This window comes from Staphylococcus durrellii, assembly GCF_015594545.1.
Classification (GTDB): domain Bacteria; phylum Bacillota; class Bacilli; order Staphylococcales; family Staphylococcaceae; genus Staphylococcus; species Staphylococcus durrellii.
This window is the reverse complement of sequence record NZ_JADIIO010000001.1, coordinates 970279-987514: the sequence shown is the minus strand read 5'-3', so window position 1 is coordinate 987514 and position 17236 is coordinate 970279. Positions and strand designations below refer to the sequence as shown.

Genomic DNA, 17236 nt, shown 5'->3' with positions numbered 1-17236 from the left:
AGATTTTTATAATTTATAATAATTAATATTATGGTTAAACACCCGCCTAGGATAGGCGGGTGTTTGCATATTTATATAGTGTTTTAGTAGTTTTTAATGTGAAGCCATCTATATCGTGTTTAAATTTTCTTAATAATTATAAAACATTTTACCTTATACTTATCTCTTTAATAACGAATGATATCACTTTGCATTAACTTAATAACTTAGTTACAACTTGCGCAACTTGTTTTGGAGATTGAGGGTTTTGTCCAGTAATTAGTCGGTTATCAACCTTCACATAGGGTCTAAATGGTATTTTTGATTTACTATAGCTTGCGCCGCGTTTTTTGAGTTGATCTTCTAACATAAATGGAACATTATTTTTACGATTAGCTAAAACTTCTTCTATATTTGAAAAACCAGTAAGTAATTTGTTATCTACAAAGTGACTTCCCTTATCATTTTTTACGTTTAATAAAGCAGCAATCCCATGACATACGGCAGCAACAATGCCACCGTGATTGTATACTTCATTTACGGCATTGTGTATGTGTTGGTTGTCAGGAAAATCAAACATAACACCATGCCCGCCTGTGAAATAGAGTACATCATATTCCTTAGGATTTGCGTAATCAATTGATTTGGAATTTTTTAATAAACCCATAAAGCGTTCATCTTTGTAATATTTTTTGGTCACGCGATCCAACATAAATATGTTTAGACTTACTGGGTCAATTGGTGTATTGCCACCTTTAATATTAAATAAATCCATTTGATATTCATCAGTGTTAAAGTAATCGTAAAAATGAACGAGCTCACCTAACCATAAACCAGTAGGTTTATCACTTTCTCCAAATTGTGCGCTGCTTGTATTTACTATCATTATCTTTTTCATTATTAATCCCCTCATAGTTATTTTAATAAAAGCGCCAAATGATTAAACATACTTGTAATAAGTAGAACTATTTTTTCGAGAATACTTTGTTGATACCTTCTTCAAATGTTGTGATTTCAAAATCAGGAAAACGTTCTTTAAATTTATTAGAATTAAATATATTATCATACTTGTAACGAGGCAGTAGTTCCATAAGCTCTTTAACTTGTTTATTGAATAGACTGCCTACTTTAAAAATCCACATTGGAACTACAGTATAGCTGACTTTTTTACCGGTAATCTTCTCAACTTTATTGACTAGACTTCTATAAGTAATATTAATGTCTGTAGGTAAATGCCATGTTTCTCCATATGCATCAGACGTATTTCCAAGTAATGCTAATGCACGACTAGCATCGGGTGTCCAAATAAGCGTACGTAAAACAGAATCACTTAACGGAACAATTGCTCGTTTGCCTTCTTTAACACGATTAAAGACCATAGAGTTTGTAATACTTTGTGTTAAATCTGGGCCATAAAACTCTGGTGCACGACCAATGACTGCATCTATTGATTCATCCTTCATAGCTGATAATAACATGTCAGCTATGTCTGCACGCACCTGTGATTTGCGTCCTCTTGGTATGAAAGGGCTATCTTCTACTTGAATATTATCGTTCTTTTCATACATATAAGTATTGTCAAAAAATGCTAATTTACTACTTGTTTCTTGGCAAGCTTTAATGACATTAGCCATAATCGTCGGAAATTGATTTTCCCACATTTCTGAATCGGCCGGTAAACCAACAGCAAAATAAACAATGTCACTGCCATCTACAGCTTTATAAGTATCTTCGTAGTTCATTAAATCAGCTGCTACTAATTCGTCTGATTCGTGAATCTTTTTTGGCTTTCTACCGACTAACCTAATTTCTTTAGTATAATTTTTATGAATTTCTTTTGCTATTTCTTGTCCAATTTGTCCATTACTTCCTAATACTGTTTGCATTATAAGTTCACTCCAAGTTATTAGTAATTAAATATAAAAAAAGTGAACCAACATACTTTGCTGGCTCACTTAACTACAAATTAAAGGTTATGTGTTAACCATACGTTGTAATATTAATGATTATTTTTCTTATTAATCCAAGATGTTGAAATGTCCATAGCTTCACGAGTTGCATTGGTTTGATCCAAATCATTCACCATAACAAAGTCATGAATCGCTCCTTGGAAACGTATTTGAGCTATTTCAACCCCAGCTTCTCTTAATTTATTTGCATAAGCTTCGCCTTCGTCACGTAATACGTCAGCTTCCGCATTTAAAATCATAGCAGGTGGTAATCCTTTAAGATCTTCAATAGAAGCACGTAGAGGAGATGCAGTGATTTCTGCTCTTTCTTCAGAATCCGTTGTATATTGATTCCAAAACCATTGCATACCTTCTTTAGTAAGATAGTAATTTTCAGCAAACTGGTTATATGATTCTGTATCAAATTCTGCATTTGTTACAGGGTAATATAACAGTTGTTGATTTATTGGTAACCCATCACGTTGTTTTGTCATGATAGTCATTATAGTAGCCATATTACCGCCAACTGAATCACCAGCAACTGTTAATTGGTTAACATCAAAATTTTTCTCTTCAGATACATCTATTAATTGTTGCAATACATCATAATTTTGTTCAATTGCTGTTGGATATTTAGCTTCAGGAGAGCGTGTGTATTCTGGGAATACTACTACAGAATTTGTTCTTACAGCTAATTCTCTTACTAATTTGTCATGCGTTCTTGCACTACCAAACACCCAACCAGCACCATGTATATAGTAAATTACTGGAAGTTTACCTTTCTCCCCTTCTGGACGAATAAAACGTACTGGTATGTCTCCCCATTTTTCAGTTGAAAAGGTTGTATCTTCAATATCTACATTATATTTATCAACGGGAGATGATTGTACTTCTTCTAGTAAATCTCTACCATCTTTAGGTTCTAATTCATAAATTCTTGGATGAGGTTTATTCACCTCACTAAATTCTTGTGCAGCCGACTCTAAAACTACTTTATTAGTCATAACAAATCTCCTTTACTGTTTAGATTATTATTCAATAATGGATAACACTGTTACATTATCCGTAAGTTTAAACATATAAACGTAACAATCAAAAATAAAGCTTATTTCTTACCTTTATTTCCAATATTTTTTCAAGAGAATAAGTAAGTCCTTTTAATCAATCTAAAGCACCTTCTAGTTCAGAAGCATAGTATCTCACAAGTTCTGTTTGGCTAACAGATAAAATACCTGTATCTAACATCAATCTTAAGTGATGAGAAACGGGTGGGCATGAAATCGGTAATAAATTAACCTTCATATATTGCATTTTTTACTTATTAGTTATTTCTATAAATCTCGTGATTTTAAATAGACGCTAAAACAAGTGATTACATAATATTATACTTAGCACTATACATTAATTGTTTTTTTAAACCCGTTACAATCTACGTTTATTGCAATGGAGTTTCTAAATTATTTAATTTTAATTATTTAAAGTTAATTCTTCAATAGTAGTTGGCGCGTGCGTTAATATTTCATAACCATCTTTAGTTACAAGAACAGTATCCGAATGTCTAAATCCTCCAATACCATCTAAATAAATACCTGGCTCAATCGAAATAACCATATTTTCTTGTAACACATCTTTAGACCCTTCGGCAATGAATGATCCTTCGTGATTATTAAGTCCTATACCATGGCCTGTACGATGACGTAAAGCATTTTTCAACCCATGATTATTTATCACTTCATTAGCTGCATTATCAACTTCTGCTGTTTTAACTCCAGGTTTAAGTTTTGCTAAAGCAGCTTCTCTTGCTTCCATCATGATTTGGAAAATTTCGCGTTCTTTATCACTAGGTTGTTCTACAAAAAATGTACGTTCATTCTCAGCTGCATAACCATCGACACGGAAGTAAGACATTGCAATATGAGGACCATTTTCCATTGTATCTTCTATATCTGGTACACCATGTGGCATAGCACTACCGGGAGCTGGCCATACTACTGTTAAAAGCTCACTTAAAATTGGATTGAATTTTTTCGCTTGCACCAATTCTTCTTGAATTTGGCCAGCAACTGCAAACATGCCTAAAATGTTATCCCCTTTTTTCGCTGAGTTTAACATATAAGCCATGGCGTCATCTGCAATTTTACATGTATGTCTAATTTGTTCAACTTCATACGGTGTTTTCACTTTACGCATTTCAGTAACTAAATCTAAAGAAATTAATTCGTTAGCTTCAATCTCAAAAAAGATACTTGCCTTAACGTTATTTTCAATACCTGTACGTGTGAAATCTTTGATAACTTGGTTAACATGATCAAACCAATTATCACCTTCAGGTGACGGATTATCCCAATAAGAAATTATATCAACATCGATATTACTTTCTTCGCCTAAATGTCTTTCTTCCATTTTTGGCACTACTAATTGAGGTTTACCTTCAAGTGGTACAATAATAAAGAATGGTCGCTCTTCAGGACTGTATGTGATATTGGTAAGATACCAAACGTCAAGCTCATCTGTAATAATATATGAATCTAAGTTATTTGCTTTCATTTGTTTGCGCAATTCTTGGAGTCTATTTTTCAATTCTTCTTTTACTATAATTATCACTCCTGTATATTAATTTATGATTACACATCCACATTATCGCTAATTATAATAATGAGTCAAAAATTTATATATTTATATGTAAAAAAATGACCATCCATCTGTTAATGTGAGTGGCGGAAAATTAATCGTAAAACTAATATAACTTTCTTAAATAGTAAAATAAGTAACCCTTTTTATTAACCCAAACCTTCAAAATATATAAAGCCCCCTACTAAAAGGAGGCAAATGTAATTAATAACTAAGGAGTTCGTCTAAACAGACACGTTTATTTCAACACATTTTTACGTGAAGTAAAAAAACCGCCACTTATAAAAGTAGCGTTACACACAATGCAGTTTCTAAAGTTTTACAACGTTTCTGTTTAAATAATAGGATTGGTAGTTATACATTGCACTCCATACGTCATACACACTGCTCAATGTTAATTCACGAAGGCATATCAATATATTATATTTCAAAACGCTTAGGACATGCAGATATAACTACTACCCTATCGACATATAGTCATTTATTAGAGGAAAGTCAAAAGCAAGAAGAAAGTAAAACGCTAGAAGGCTTGCGCCACATGTGATACAGAGATTTCATGTCAACAAAACCTTAATTTTGACATGGTTTTATTATTTTTTACGCCAATTTGACATGAGGATGACATTTTTTATGAAAGTCTGTATAAAGTAAAAACACCGAACCCTATTATAACAAGGTTTACGGTGTCTCAAGAAAGCTCAAAATATGTATTAGCGGAGAGTGAGGGATTCGAACCCTCGAGACGCTTGTGGCGCCTACACACTTTCCAGGCGTGCTCCTTCGGCCAACTCGGACAACTCTCCAAATATAAATATAAAAAAACAGAAGCGATTTTCACTTCTGTTTGTATGACCCCGACGGGACTCGAACCCGTGTTACCGCCGTGAAAGGGCGGTGTCTTAACCGCTTGACCACGGGGCCATGGCTCCACAGGTAGGACTCGAACCTACGACCGATCGGTTAACAGCCGATAGCTCTACCACTGAGCTACTGTGGATTAATATAAAATGGAGCGGGTGATGGGAATCGAACCCACAACATCAGCTTGGAAGGCTGAGGTTTTGCCATTAAACTACACCCGCTTTTAGCGATTATGGGCGGTTGATGGGAATCGAACCCACGAATGTCGGAACCACAATCCGATGCGTTAACCACTTCGCCACAACCGCCAAAGTTAAAAGTAATGGTTCAGGACAGAATCGAACTGCCGACACATGGAGCTTCAATCCATTGCTCTACCAACTGAGCTACTGAACCATAATGGCGGTCTCGACGGGAATCGAACCCGCGATCTCCTGCGTGACAGGCAGGCGTGTTAACCGCTACACTACGAGACCAAAATATGTAATTGCGGGAGGCGGATTTGAACCACCGACCTTCGGGTTATGAGCCCGACGAGCTACCGAACTGCTCCATCCCGCGATAATAATATTAATTTCTTGATTAATTGGCTTACCAAACTATAATACCATGTTTATCGCTATCAAGTCAATCATTATTTATTAATTATTTATAACAATAACCTGACTTGTTGGCTATAAATTTGTGCGATTTCTTAAGCCTTTTACAGTATATTAATATTCCGTCATATAGTCAATAACTTGCTTAAACTTTTTAGTGTAAAAAAGGATTATAACAATAATATTTTAATTTTAGTGGTTAATTTATGTTTTTTAAGTAAAATCGCTAGTTTTCAAAGCGTAAATCCTTAAAGTAATTACTATATTAAGTATTTCAAATGTTCTCCACTCTATTTGGACATTATTTTTTGGATGTGGTCTTGCAGTAAAATAAAAGTGGTAAATCCAGCATCAGCTATAAAGTGGCCACCATGTTGAGTTATTTTATAATTACCATTCAATGCTTTCATTAAGCGTTCGGTTTCTTTATATGAAATATATGCATCATCTTTTGCACATAATCCATAAAATTGTTTCGCTTTATTTTGAATAATGTCGTAATCAAGTCGTATATCATCAGATATTAAATTTCCACCACTATCTGACGCATCTTCTTTAAAACCTGAAATAATAAATACGCCCTCAATCTGCTCAATATCTTGTAATTCCAAATACTTTAGCGCAGCTAATGTACCATAGCCGTGCGTTACAAAATATGTGTCACCTTTATTAATATCCACTTGATCATCCATCTTATTTATCCATGATTGCAATGGATTGGAATAAGCGTCTTCCATATTAAATAATGTGACATTATATCCTTCTAATTGTAAATTATTACGTAACCATTCATACCAATGATTGGTTGCATTTCCTAGTTTTGAATGAACAATAATAATATCTGTCATGATATCCCCTTTTCAAATAAAATATGACTATTATGAATGTAAAAAAGTTGAAGTTGCCTATTATACCAAAAGTTATACGACAACCTCAACTTCGTTTTATAATTCTTCTAATATACTATTAACTGCTTCTTGTGCTTGCGCAACACAGTCTGGCAATCCTACCGCTTCAAATGGCGCTCCTGTAATGCGTAATCTTGGATATGTCGTTGCAATATGACTTTGTATCCCATTAATCTTATTAATATGACCTATATGATATTGTGGCATACTATTTGGCAATCTATTGACGATACTGAAATCAGGATCATCGTAAAATTTCATCATTTTACTTAAATCATTTCTAACGATGTCTACGATTTCTGAATCCGAATGATCTTGAACAACTGTATCTCCTGGTTTACCAATATATGCACGGATGAGCACCTTACCTTCAGGCGTAGTAAATGGCCATTTTTTACTTGTCCACGTACAAGCAGTGATACTTGTATTACTTGTTCGTGCAATTACAAATCCAGTACCTTCGTAGGTATTTTCAATATTTTGTTCATCAAATGCCATAACTACTGTAGCTACTGTAGTAGATTGCATTGTTTTAAAATAATCCAATGCCGGGTCTTCTTTAAACCAATTCATAAAGACTTCATGAGGCGTTGCAATTATTACCCCATCATAGTTTTTTTGATCATCGCCGAATACTAACTTATAATGCTGTTGTGACACAATGACATCATCTACAGGTGTTTTATATTGAATTTTAACACCCATATCCTCTACATAACTAGTTAATCCTTCAATAAAAGAGCTTAATCCATGACGAAATTGCTTAAACTGTCCTTTAGGTGAACCCGGATACAATTGACGTTGTTTAATTCGTTGTTCTTTTTCGTGTTTCATACCTTTAATTAAACTACCAAATTGTTCTTCCCGTCTTTTGAACTCGGGGAACGTGCTCATTAAACTTAAATCATCAATGTTTGTTCCATATATGCCGCCCATCAAAGGTTCAATTAAATTTTCTAATACTTCATCACCGAGTCTATCTCTAAAAAATGCACCAACTGAAATATCTTCACTCATTTTTGTTGGTTTTTTAATTAAATCTAAACTTGCTCGTATTTTCCCCTTTACCGATATTAGTTTTGTAGAGACAAAAGGTTTAATATCTGTAGGAATTCCCATAATAGAACCGCCAGGGATCGGATAAAGCTTATCTTTAGCGTAAATATATGATTGCCCTGTTTTATTAGTTATCAAGTCATCTTTTAATCCTATCTCTTCAGCTATCTCAGTCATTATTTTTTTACGACCTAAATAAGATTCTGGACCTAATTCAATTGTGTAACCATCTTTTCTATACGTTTGTATTTTACCACCTGCTCTATCAGTAGCTTCATAAATAGTTACGTCTATAGAAGGATTTTGCTTTTTAATAAAATATGCACTCGATAAGCCAGTGATACCAGCCCCAATTATCGCAACGCTTTTAACCACTAAAAATCACTCTACCTCTTAATATAAATTTTGTATTTCATCAACGATGGCACCAATAAACAATGGATTTGTGTCAGGCATTGCAGGTCGATAATAATTGGCACCTATTTCATCACATACTACTTTACATTCATAATCATTATCGAATAACACTTCTAAATGTTCACATACAAATCCTACCGGTGTATAGATGAAGTTTTTATAACCATGTTCTTTATATAAATCACGCGTTAAATCTTGAACATCTGGTCCTAACCATGGCGTACCAGTATTACCTTCTGATTGCCAACCTTCTGCAACATGTTTAATATTTGATTTTGAAGATAATAATTTTGCAGTTTCATGCAATTCATTTGGATATGGGTCATTTGATTTTTCAATCATTCCTTTAGGTAAACTATGAGCAGAAACAACTAAAACTGTTTCATCATGTTCTTCTTCAGGAATGTCATTTAATGTTTCATTAATTTTTTGAGTCCAATATTGTATGAATTTTTCTTGATGATAATAATGTTCTACATGCGTTAATTTAATACCATATTTGTCAGCTTCTTCTTTTGCTCTTTTATTATATGAGCCTACTGAAAAATTAGAGAAATGAGGTGCTAATACTACAGTGACAGCTTCATCAATGCCATCATCATGCATCTGTTTAACGCCCTCTTCAATATATGGTGTAATGTGTTTCAAACCAAGATATAATTTGAATTTCACTTCGCTATAAGTCTCATTCAATGCGTTACATAGTGCTTCTGCTTGTCTATCAGTCGTTCCAGCTAAAGGAGATAATCCCCCAATAAATTCATATCTCTCTTTTAAATCTTGTAGTTCAGCATCTGTTGGTCTCTTGCCATGTCTAATATCTGTGTAATAATCTTCAATATCACTATCTTTGTATGGAGTACCGTAAGCCATAACCAATAGTCCTACTGTTTTTACCATGCCTTATCATCCTTTGTATTAAACTTAAAAATTCATTTACCAATACTTATTTTAGATTATACCCTTTAACGGCGAGTATAATTGTGTACAAATTCCGTCACTTTTCTTAATGTTTCAGGTTTTACTTCAGGAAAAACTCCGTGACCTAAATTAAAGATGTGTTGGCCGTAATCCATTCCTTGATCTAATATATCTTTTAATCTACTTTCAATAACATCCCAGGGTGAAAGCAATAATGAAGGATCAAGATTACCTTGCAACGTTTTTGTTACATTTAAATCACTCGCTTCTTTTATTGATAATCTCCAATCTAGTCCTAAGACATCAATAGGTAAACTATTCCATTGATCTACTAGATGACTCGCACCTACGCCGAATAATATGACCGGGACATCATATTGTGACTTAATTCCTGAAATTAATTTAGTCATTGCAGGTTTTATATAGTATTCATAGTCTTGTACGTTTAATGCACCGACCCAAGAATCAAAGACTTGAATCAATTCTGCCCCCGCTTCAATTTGTGCTGATACGTATGAAATAGATACATTAACAAGATGATCCATTAAAGCGAACCATGTTTGTTCATCACTGTACATCATAGCTTTTGTGAAATTATAGTTTTTCGAAGGTCCCCCTTCAATCATATAACTCGCTAATGTAAACGGAGCACCAGTGAAACCAATTAATGGGACATTTAATTTTTCAGTCGTCAATAATTTAATTGTATCTAATACGTAAGGCACATCCCTTTTAGGATCAATGTGATTTAGCTTTTCTACGTCACTAAGTGACTTTATAGGATTATGAATCACTGGACCAATACCAGATTTAATTTCTACGTCAACACCAATGGGTTGTAGTGGTGTCATAATATCTTTATACAATACTGCGGCATCCGTATCATAATTATCTACGGGTAAATGCGTCACATAAGCACATAACTCAGGTTGATGTGTTATCTCAAATAAAGAATATTTTTCTTTTAACTTTCTATACTCAGGCTGCGACCTTCCTGCCTGACGCATAAACCATACCGGTGTGTGGTCGACTGGTTGACCCTTTATCATATTAAGTATTGTATTATTTTTATTATGCACCGTTAAATCCTCCTACATTATAATCATTCTTATTTATAATATCATATTGCGTAGCTGTCGTATTTCATTCTGCTTAAATGTCATAAAAATGCCATACTGTTCAAATTGTATAAATACAATTGCTTTGACTATTGTTTTCTTTTTTAAATCTATTATAATATTTACAAAGCATTATTTTTAAAATAATTAAATAAGTGTATTGTGTATATACCTTTTTTATTATAATCTTTAACACATGCTTATTAACTAAGGGGGATAAAAGTTATGAAAATGTATGCATCCTATGGTACTTTTGGTTATTTAAATCAAATTAGAATAAATAATCCAAACCATAATCTATTGCAATTTTCAACTTCCGATTCATCAGTAATAATTGAAGAAACTAATAATGAAACAGTGTTAAAAGAACCTATTGTTTATGATGTTATTGAATCTGAAGGTGAATTATATAAAGACGATTTTTATGCTGTTCTGTTCATTCCAACTACGGACGATCATGCATACCAATTAGAAAAAACGATTTTAGGTATATCTGCAGACTTTTCTCAGTTTGCTGGATTCAAATCTTACCGTTTCTTAAAACCAGGTGAAGGATTAACTTATAAAATATACTTTGGATTTAGTTCAAGAAGTGCTTACGAAACTTTTAAAAAGTCCACGCTATTTAATAAACACTTTGACAAAATATCATTAAGTCAATTTTTTGGTTCTAGTGGCCAATTTTCAAGTTATTTTGAACGTTTCTTATATCCTATTGATGACAATTAAAAAAGAAAATGTGGCTATTTATGATTTCGGCGTTATTCGCTTTAATCATAAATAGCCACTTTTTTAGTCTCTAAGTAACGTTTCTTGATATTTTAACTTCTTGATAACACTATTTATCGTTAACCAACCTACTATAAAAAATAGTATAGCCAAGTAAAATTGTGCAGGTTGTAAAACAATATACACAATACTATATATTATACCTACACCAATCATCAATCTGTACAGAAATTGTTCATAGCCTTTTATGACTTTACTGTCTGACACAGGCCATACTTGAGGCCATAAGCCGTAAGCTTGTTGTGTATAAAATTGTGCCATTTGTAAAATAATAATGTACATAAATAAAGCACCGATAATTGAAGTAATAAATATTTGATTTAACCAAACCATCAATACTAATGAAATAATAATTAATCTCAATATAATATTAAAGGCATCTTTTCCTCTAATAAAACTTCTATAAAATAAAAATAAATACATATGATTTTCATTAAAATATTTACTTTTCGGAATGCGTAATAATGGGTCTAAATAATTTCTTCTCACTGCAGTCTCTTTCAGCTGTTTTACATCTGTAAACATATTCACAAACTTGTAGTAATTCATACGATGTCGTGCTTCAGAATGTATCATTTTTTCCCAAGGATAAAGTTCTTTTTTATTAATATAGCGAATTATATATATCAGCGCGATTAAAATAATAATCGTCGCTATCGCTGAAAAACTTTTGATTTCTAATACTACATAATATCCAGATAGAAATATTATAAAGAGTAATAAGTGGATTGACCAACTTTCAAGTTTATATTTATACCATTGCCATTTCAAAACTAATCCAATAAAGGGATAAATTAATGCTAATAAAGCAAACATAATATAGAATATATAAGTTTGATGATTCAATACGTAAAACAATGGAAAGAACACAATAATCATTAATATTTGTAATGGTAAACGTAGAATATAACTATAAATTAAACTTTGTTGCATGTATTCAGACATATGTTTTTCAAACGGCAACAAGAACAACCTATCAGCATCTTTTAATAATGTTCTTATAGGAAATAAAGACGTAAGTGCTAATATAATCCCAACGATTAATGGAAAATTCAAATTTGAAGGAATTGACTTGAGAAACTGACCATAACCTAAAATAAATGCACCGAGTAAAATTAGTAAAAATATGCCAAAATGACCATTAAATATAAATTTATTATAATACTGTTTTTCTTTAGCAATTTCAAACTTTCTTGATTTGAAAAGCGATTGTGCTGAATAATTCATGATTGTTCCCCACCTTGAGTTACATGAATATAAATTTCATCTAAAGTTTTATCATGTAACCCAGTTTGTTGCCTCAATGATTCTAAGTCACCTATAGCTACTATTTTACCTTGATCTAATATAATAAATCTGTCGCAATATTTTTCCGCGGTAGCCAAAATATGAGTACTCATTAAAACGATTCTGTCTTCATTTTTCTTTTCAACCATCAAATCGAGCATTGATTGAATACCTAGTGGGTCTAATCCTAAAAATGGCTCATCGATAATATATAAATCCGGATCAACGATAAATGCACAAATAATCATCACTTTTTGCTTCATTCCTTTAGAAAAATGACTTGGAAAAATATTCAATTCATTTTCTAGACGAAATGTTTTTAATAGTGGTTGTGCGCGTTCCATTGCTGTTTCTTTACTTATATTATATGCCATTGCAGTCATATAAATATGCTCTTCTAATGTTAATTCTTCATATATTACAGGTGATTCAGGTATATAAGATAATTTTCTTCTATATTGTTCGACATCTTCTTTAATATTAATCTCAGAAATTGATAACTTTCCGTCCATAGGAGTTAATAAACCTAACATATGTTTAATTGTCGTACTTTTACCAGCACCGTTTAATCCTATTAAACCGACAATTTCGCCCGCTTGTAATTCAAAATTGATGTCATTAATTATTGGTTTTTTCCCGTAACCACCTGTTAAATTTTCAACTTTTACTGTCATTTGGCACCTCCATGCACTATATTGTATCAAAAATCACGTCTAAGTGATAAACATATAGATGATATATGACGTAGATTACCATAGAATGCTATAATAGTTCATAAGATTAATAAGAGGAGTGTAGATTTATGTCTGAAACAATTTTTAGCAAAATCATTACAGGAGAAATTCCAAGTTTCAAAGTATACGAAGATGACTATGTTTATGCTTTTTTAGATATTTCACAAGTGACAAAAGGTCATACTTTATTAGTGCCAAAAAAGCCTTCACCTAACATTTTCGAGACTGATTCAACAACAATGCAACACATAGGCGTAGCGTTGCCTAAAGTTGCTAACGCCATTAAAAAAGCCTTTAATCCAGACGGCTTAAATATCATTCAAAATAACGGAGAATTTGCAGATCAATCTGTATTCCATCTCCACTTCCACTTCTTGCCACGTTATGAAAATGATACTGATGGTTTTGGTTATAAATGGGAAACGCATGAAGAATCAATTAATGATGAGCAAAAAGCACAAATTGCAAAGGAAATTGCTACTCAATTTGACTAATTATGCTTAGTTCTTATAATTTAAGGGTAAGAGAAAAATATTAATAATTGAGATATAAGAAATGAGGAGAATATATATGAAAGCAACTCAAATTTTATTAGGGATTAGTGCTGGCGTTGCTACAGGTGTTGGTGTTGTACTAATGAATAGAGATAAACAAGACCACCAAAAAGGAGCTGGTATTGCTGGCCAACCTACTGGTGCAGAATCAGAACTGAATCGTGAAGTAAATACTATTAAGCAAAATGTTAATGATATCATTAACTATGTATCTCAAATTAAATCTGAAAGCACTGAATTTGGCAGCTCAATCGGAGATGAAGTTAAAGAATTAATTGGCAACTTCAAATCTGATATCAATCCAAATATCGAGCGTTTACAATCTCACATTGAAAACTTGCAAAATCGTGGCGAAGAAATTAGTCACGCATTCGACAAAGAAGATAAAGAAAACAAATAAATCACTTACTTTTAAATAGAGTTATAGACATTGTCTACTAGAGTTGTAATTGCTTTACGACCTTATCATTACGGTGTTTATAGACTCTATTTTTTGTTTTAAAATTACCTTGACGCAAGATCTAAATAGGTAGATAATACGTAAGTATAGTGAAGCAGTAAATGAATGCAAGGAGATAATGATGTATGTATTTATGTTCACGCCAAATTGATATTAACGCACGCTTTGGACTCCCAAGAATCGCATTTCTAAGCTTTGTGACCACAATAATCACATTCTTAGTAAGTTTCGAAATCATGCATTATTTTACAGATACGAGATTAACTGATAAATACTTTTTGATATTTTTAGTTATTGCGTTTATTTTATATCCAATCCATAAAGCAATACATTTAATATTCTTATTACCTTATTATAAATCTTTTAGAAAATATAAGCTTTTAAGACAAAAAAAAATTCCGTTTTATAATACTTATGTTAATACGCCTGTTAATAAATATTATTTTTGTGTCGATTTAGTAATGCCTTTTGTCGTAATTACAATTATTTGTACCTATTTGACATCTTTATTTCCACAATTTGGTCATTATCTTATGTTTATTTTGGCATTAAATATAGGTTATTCAGTAATGGATTTCTTATATTTAAAAATTATTATCTTTTCTAATGAAGGGTCATATATTGAGGAACATCAAACGGGTATTAATGTATTAAACTGGGTCGATACGAGACAAACTATGAAAGAAAGAAAATAAATCATTAAAATTAAGATGTTATGCAATTCTTCTCTCAATAAGATGCATAATATCTTTTTTATTGTCAACTTTCGTACTTTCCCCTAATACTATAGTCTTATATCTTGCCTTTATAATTGGTGATTATGCTATATTATGTTATATTTACGTTGTTATTATTACAAAAGGAGTTCCCAACTATGAAATCATTTAAAAAGATATTAATTCCTGTTGCTGCTAGTACAATCTTATTAGGTGCATGCGGTAATCATGCTACAGATTCAAAAGAAAATACACTTATTTCATCTAAAGCTGGTGACGTAAAAGTTTCAGATGTAATGAATAAATTGGGCGATGAGCAAATCGCTAACAGTTCTTTCCAAATTTTACTTAACAAATTATTAGCTGATAAATATAAAGATAAAGTAAATGCTCAAGACATTGATAAAGATATTAGCAAAGAAGAAAAACAATATGGTGGCAAAGATCAATTCGAAAGTATGCTTAAACAACAAAACATGACGTTAGACGACTACAAAGAACAGAAAAAATTGCAAGCCTATCAAAAACAATTACTTGCAGATAAAGTAAACCTTTCTGACAAAGAGATTAATGAAGATACTAAAAAGGGTTCTCATATTTTAATTAAAGTTAAAGAAAATAAAGACGACAAACAAGGTCTTTCTGATAAAGATGCGAAGAAAAAAGCAGAAGACATTCAAAAACAAGTGGAAAAAGACCCAGATAAATTTAGTGATATTGCTAAAAAAGAATCTCAAGACAAAACATCAGGTAAAAAAGGTGGTAGCTTAGGCTACGTTATTAAAGGTCAAATGGACAGCAAATTTGAAAAAGCCCTCTTTAAGCTAAAAGAAGGTCATGTTTCTAACATTGTAAAAACAGATTATGGTTATCATATTATTAAAGCAGATAAGGAATCTGACTTTAATAAAGAAAAAGGTAAACTTAAATCTAAATTAGTTCAAGAGAAAGTGCAAAAAGACCCTAAATTACTTACTGATGCATACAAGTCACTGCTTAAAGAATATAAAGTCGACTACAAAGACAGAGATATTAAAAAAGCGATTGAAGGATCAATATTAGATCCTAAAAAAATCAAACAACAACAGCAACAGCAGCAGCAACAGCAGCAACAACAATCAGCAGGTGGCGCTGCAGGTGGTACTGCAGGCGGCAACGCTACGATGTCTACAGGACAGTAAATATAGATAAATTAAATAAGACTACTTACTTCTATAATTAAGTAAGTAGTCTTATTTTTATGATAAAAAAAGAAGTGGCAGATACAATTATTATCTGCCACAATTTAATTAGTTATTAAGCTTTAGTCTAAAGATGTTGGTTTATAAAATTGACGATTTTCTAAACCAAAAATACGTTCAGTGAACTGGCCTTTGTCTGTCTTTTTATAAGCTTTTTCGAACATATTTATTTTAGCATCTATATTATCAATGAAGAATAATATTTCAGCCTCTTTTAAATGTGGTAATTTAGGCGAACCAAATTCCATTTTACCGTGGTGTGCTAAAATCATATGTCTTAATAATAATACTTCTTCGCCTTCAATCTTCAATTCTCTAGCTGCCTCAGCAACTTCCTCACTAGCAATTGATATATGCCCTAACAAATTACCTTCGACAGTATAAGTCGTTGCTACAGGGCCACTTAATTCTTTCACTTTACCTAAGTCATGTAAAATAATAGAGCTATATAATAAACTACGATTTAACAAAGGATAAATATCACAAATTGATTTCGCTACTTTTAGCATTGTTAATACATGATAACTTAAACCACTAGCAAAGTTATGATGATGTGAACTTGCCGCCGGAAATGTGAAAAATGCATCTTGATATTTACGAATTAAATGTCTTGTAATACGTTGTAAACTAGCATTTTCAATATCTAACATATAATGAGAAATTTCTTCTTGAATTTCGTCTGGTGTTAATGGCGCGCCATCAACAAAATCTTGCGTCTTAACGTTGTCTTCTTCTGTAGCTAATTTAAATTTATTGATTTTCATTTGCTTGCGACCACGATAATTAATTACATCTCCAGTTACATGTACGATTGTTTCTGGTATTAATAGTGCCATATCTTCTTTTGATACTGTCCAAAGTTTAGCTTCTATATCTCCACTTTTGTCCTGTAAATACAATGTCATGTAATCTTTACCTTGAGCTGTTACACCTTGCGTTGCTTTGTGAATTAGGAAGAAATGATCGACTGAATCTCCTGGATTTAACTTTTCTACATTTCGCATTATTTACCGCCT

The 17236-nt window shown here is 32.2% G+C and carries 17 protein-coding genes, 8 tRNA genes and 1 pseudogene; 6 read left to right on the top strand and 20 right to left on the bottom strand.

What is annotated here, in order from left to right; genetic code table 11:
- Positions 1-193 precede the first annotated feature (193 nt).
- From ISP02_RS04845 to ISP02_RS04825, 5 genes are all read right to left on the bottom strand, one after another.
- A complete protein-coding gene (locus ISP02_RS04845) occupies positions 194-877 on the bottom strand; it encodes a type 1 glutamine amidotransferase domain-containing protein (protein WP_195720462.1) in 684 nt (227 codons plus the stop codon).
- 67 nt (positions 878-944) lie between these two features.
- The gene (locus ISP02_RS04840) at positions 945-1865 is read right to left on the bottom strand and encodes an NAD-dependent epimerase/dehydratase family protein (RefSeq protein ID WP_195720461.1); all 921 of its coding nucleotides are present in this window, start codon (positions 1863-1865) and stop codon (positions 945-947) included.
- Positions 1866-1978: 113 nt separating this feature from the next.
- Positions 1979-2932, bottom strand: a complete 954-nt coding sequence (locus ISP02_RS04835) for an alpha/beta hydrolase (protein WP_195720460.1) — start codon at positions 2930-2932, stop codon at positions 1979-1981.
- A 157-nt stretch (positions 2933-3089) separates the two neighbouring features.
- Positions 3090-3239: a hypothetical protein gene (locus ISP02_RS04830; RefSeq protein WP_195720459.1), complete on the bottom strand. Its 150-nt coding sequence runs from the start codon at positions 3237-3239 to the stop codon at positions 3090-3092.
- Positions 3240-3395: 156 nt separating this feature from the next.
- Complete coding sequence (locus ISP02_RS04825; RefSeq protein ID WP_208455771.1) at positions 3396-4532, bottom strand: M24 family metallopeptidase; 1137 nt, start codon at positions 4530-4532, stop codon at positions 3396-3398.
- A gap of 319 nt (positions 4533-4851) precedes the next feature.
- Between ISP02_RS04825 and ISP02_RS04820 the strand changes: the two are divergent.
- Positions 4852-5103, top strand: a pseudogene (locus tag ISP02_RS04820) (tyrosine-type recombinase/integrase); the annotation flags it as partial.
- A 170-nt stretch (positions 5104-5273) separates the two neighbouring features.
- On the opposite strand, the gene ISP02_RS04815 reads toward ISP02_RS04820, so the two are convergent.
- The 12 genes from ISP02_RS04815 to hemE form a co-directional block, all read right to left on the bottom strand.
- Positions 5274-5362, bottom strand: a tRNA-Ser gene (locus tag ISP02_RS04815).
- A gap of 46 nt (positions 5363-5408) precedes the next feature.
- Positions 5409-5480 (bottom strand) — tRNA-Glu (locus ISP02_RS04810).
- Position 5481: 1 nt separating this feature from the next.
- Positions 5482-5556: transfer RNA gene (locus ISP02_RS04805), tRNA-Asn, on the bottom strand.
- An 11-nt stretch (positions 5557-5567) separates the two neighbouring features.
- Positions 5568-5641: transfer RNA gene (locus ISP02_RS04800), tRNA-Gly, on the bottom strand.
- Positions 5642-5655: 14 nt separating this feature from the next.
- Positions 5656-5728: transfer RNA gene (locus ISP02_RS04795), tRNA-His, on the bottom strand.
- A 15-nt stretch (positions 5729-5743) separates the two neighbouring features.
- Positions 5744-5816: transfer RNA gene (locus ISP02_RS04790), tRNA-Phe, on the bottom strand.
- 4 nt (positions 5817-5820) lie between these two features.
- Positions 5821-5896: transfer RNA gene (locus ISP02_RS04785), tRNA-Asp, on the bottom strand.
- 11 nt (positions 5897-5907) lie between these two features.
- A tRNA-Met gene (locus tag ISP02_RS04780) sits at positions 5908-5981 on the bottom strand.
- A 328-nt stretch (positions 5982-6309) separates the two neighbouring features.
- A complete protein-coding gene (locus ISP02_RS04775) occupies positions 6310-6867 on the bottom strand; it encodes an RBBP9/YdeN family alpha/beta hydrolase (protein WP_195720457.1) in 558 nt (185 codons plus the stop codon).
- A 96-nt stretch (positions 6868-6963) separates the two neighbouring features.
- Complete coding sequence (gene hemY, locus ISP02_RS04770) at positions 6964-8358, bottom strand: protoporphyrinogen oxidase (protein ID WP_195720456.1); 1395 nt, start codon at positions 8356-8358, stop codon at positions 6964-6966.
- Between the two features lie 18 nt (positions 8359-8376).
- Positions 8377-9300 carry a ferrochelatase gene (gene hemH, locus ISP02_RS04765; protein WP_195720455.1) on the bottom strand — a complete coding sequence of 308 codons (924 nt, stop codon included), beginning with the start codon at positions 9298-9300 and terminating at the stop codon, positions 8377-8379.
- Between the two features lie 65 nt (positions 9301-9365).
- On the bottom strand, positions 9366-10400 hold the full coding sequence (gene hemE / locus ISP02_RS04760; RefSeq protein ID WP_195720454.1) for a uroporphyrinogen decarboxylase: 1035 nt from the start codon (positions 10398-10400) through the stop codon (positions 9366-9368).
- Between the two features lie 264 nt (positions 10401-10664).
- Between hemE and ISP02_RS04755 the strand changes: the two genes are divergently transcribed.
- Positions 10665-11168 carry a signal transduction protein TRAP gene (locus ISP02_RS04755; protein WP_195720453.1) on the top strand — a complete coding sequence of 168 codons (504 nt, stop codon included), beginning with the start codon at positions 10665-10667 and terminating at the stop codon, positions 11166-11168.
- Between the two features lie 63 nt (positions 11169-11231).
- On the opposite strand, the gene ecsB is transcribed toward ISP02_RS04755, so the two are convergent.
- Together ecsB and ecsA are read right to left on the bottom strand one after the other, a co-directional pair.
- The gene (gene ecsB / locus ISP02_RS04750; protein ID WP_195720452.1) at positions 11232-12455 is read right to left on the bottom strand and encodes an ABC transporter permease EcsB; all 1224 of its coding nucleotides are present in this window, start codon (positions 12453-12455) and stop codon (positions 11232-11234) included.
- A complete protein-coding gene (gene ecsA / locus ISP02_RS04745; protein ID WP_195720451.1) occupies positions 12452-13189 on the bottom strand; it encodes an ABC transporter ATP-binding protein EcsA in 738 nt (245 codons plus the stop codon). Before ecsA ends, ecsB begins: the two co-directional genes overlap by 4 nt.
- Before the next feature lie 128 nt (positions 13190-13317).
- Here ecsA and ISP02_RS04740 point away from each other — a divergent pair, with 128 nt between their 5' ends.
- The 4 genes from ISP02_RS04740 (at position 13318) to prsA (ending at position 16160) form a co-directional block, all read left to right on the top strand.
- The gene (locus tag ISP02_RS04740; RefSeq protein WP_195720450.1) at positions 13318-13743 is read left to right on the top strand and encodes an HIT family protein; all 426 of its coding nucleotides are present in this window, start codon (positions 13318-13320) and stop codon (positions 13741-13743) included.
- Positions 13744-13819: 76 nt separating this feature from the next.
- Positions 13820-14203, top strand: a complete 384-nt coding sequence (locus ISP02_RS04735) for a YtxH domain-containing protein (RefSeq protein ID WP_195720449.1) — start codon at positions 13820-13822, stop codon at positions 14201-14203.
- Between the two features lie 185 nt (positions 14204-14388).
- Entirely contained in the window at positions 14389-14958 is a 570-nt protein-coding gene (locus tag ISP02_RS04730) for a DUF3267 domain-containing protein (RefSeq protein WP_195720448.1), read from the top strand.
- A 179-nt stretch (positions 14959-15137) separates the two neighbouring features.
- Entirely contained in the window at positions 15138-16160 is a 1023-nt protein-coding gene (gene prsA, locus ISP02_RS04725) for a peptidylprolyl isomerase PrsA (protein WP_195720447.1), read from the top strand.
- Positions 16161-16282: 122 nt separating this feature from the next.
- Here prsA and yhaM read toward each other — a convergent pair whose 3' ends face one another.
- Positions 16283-17224, bottom strand: coding sequence for a 3'-5' exoribonuclease YhaM (gene yhaM / locus ISP02_RS04720; RefSeq protein WP_195720446.1), 942 nt, complete (start codon positions 17222-17224; stop codon positions 16283-16285).
- Positions 17225-17236 lie beyond the last annotated feature (12 nt).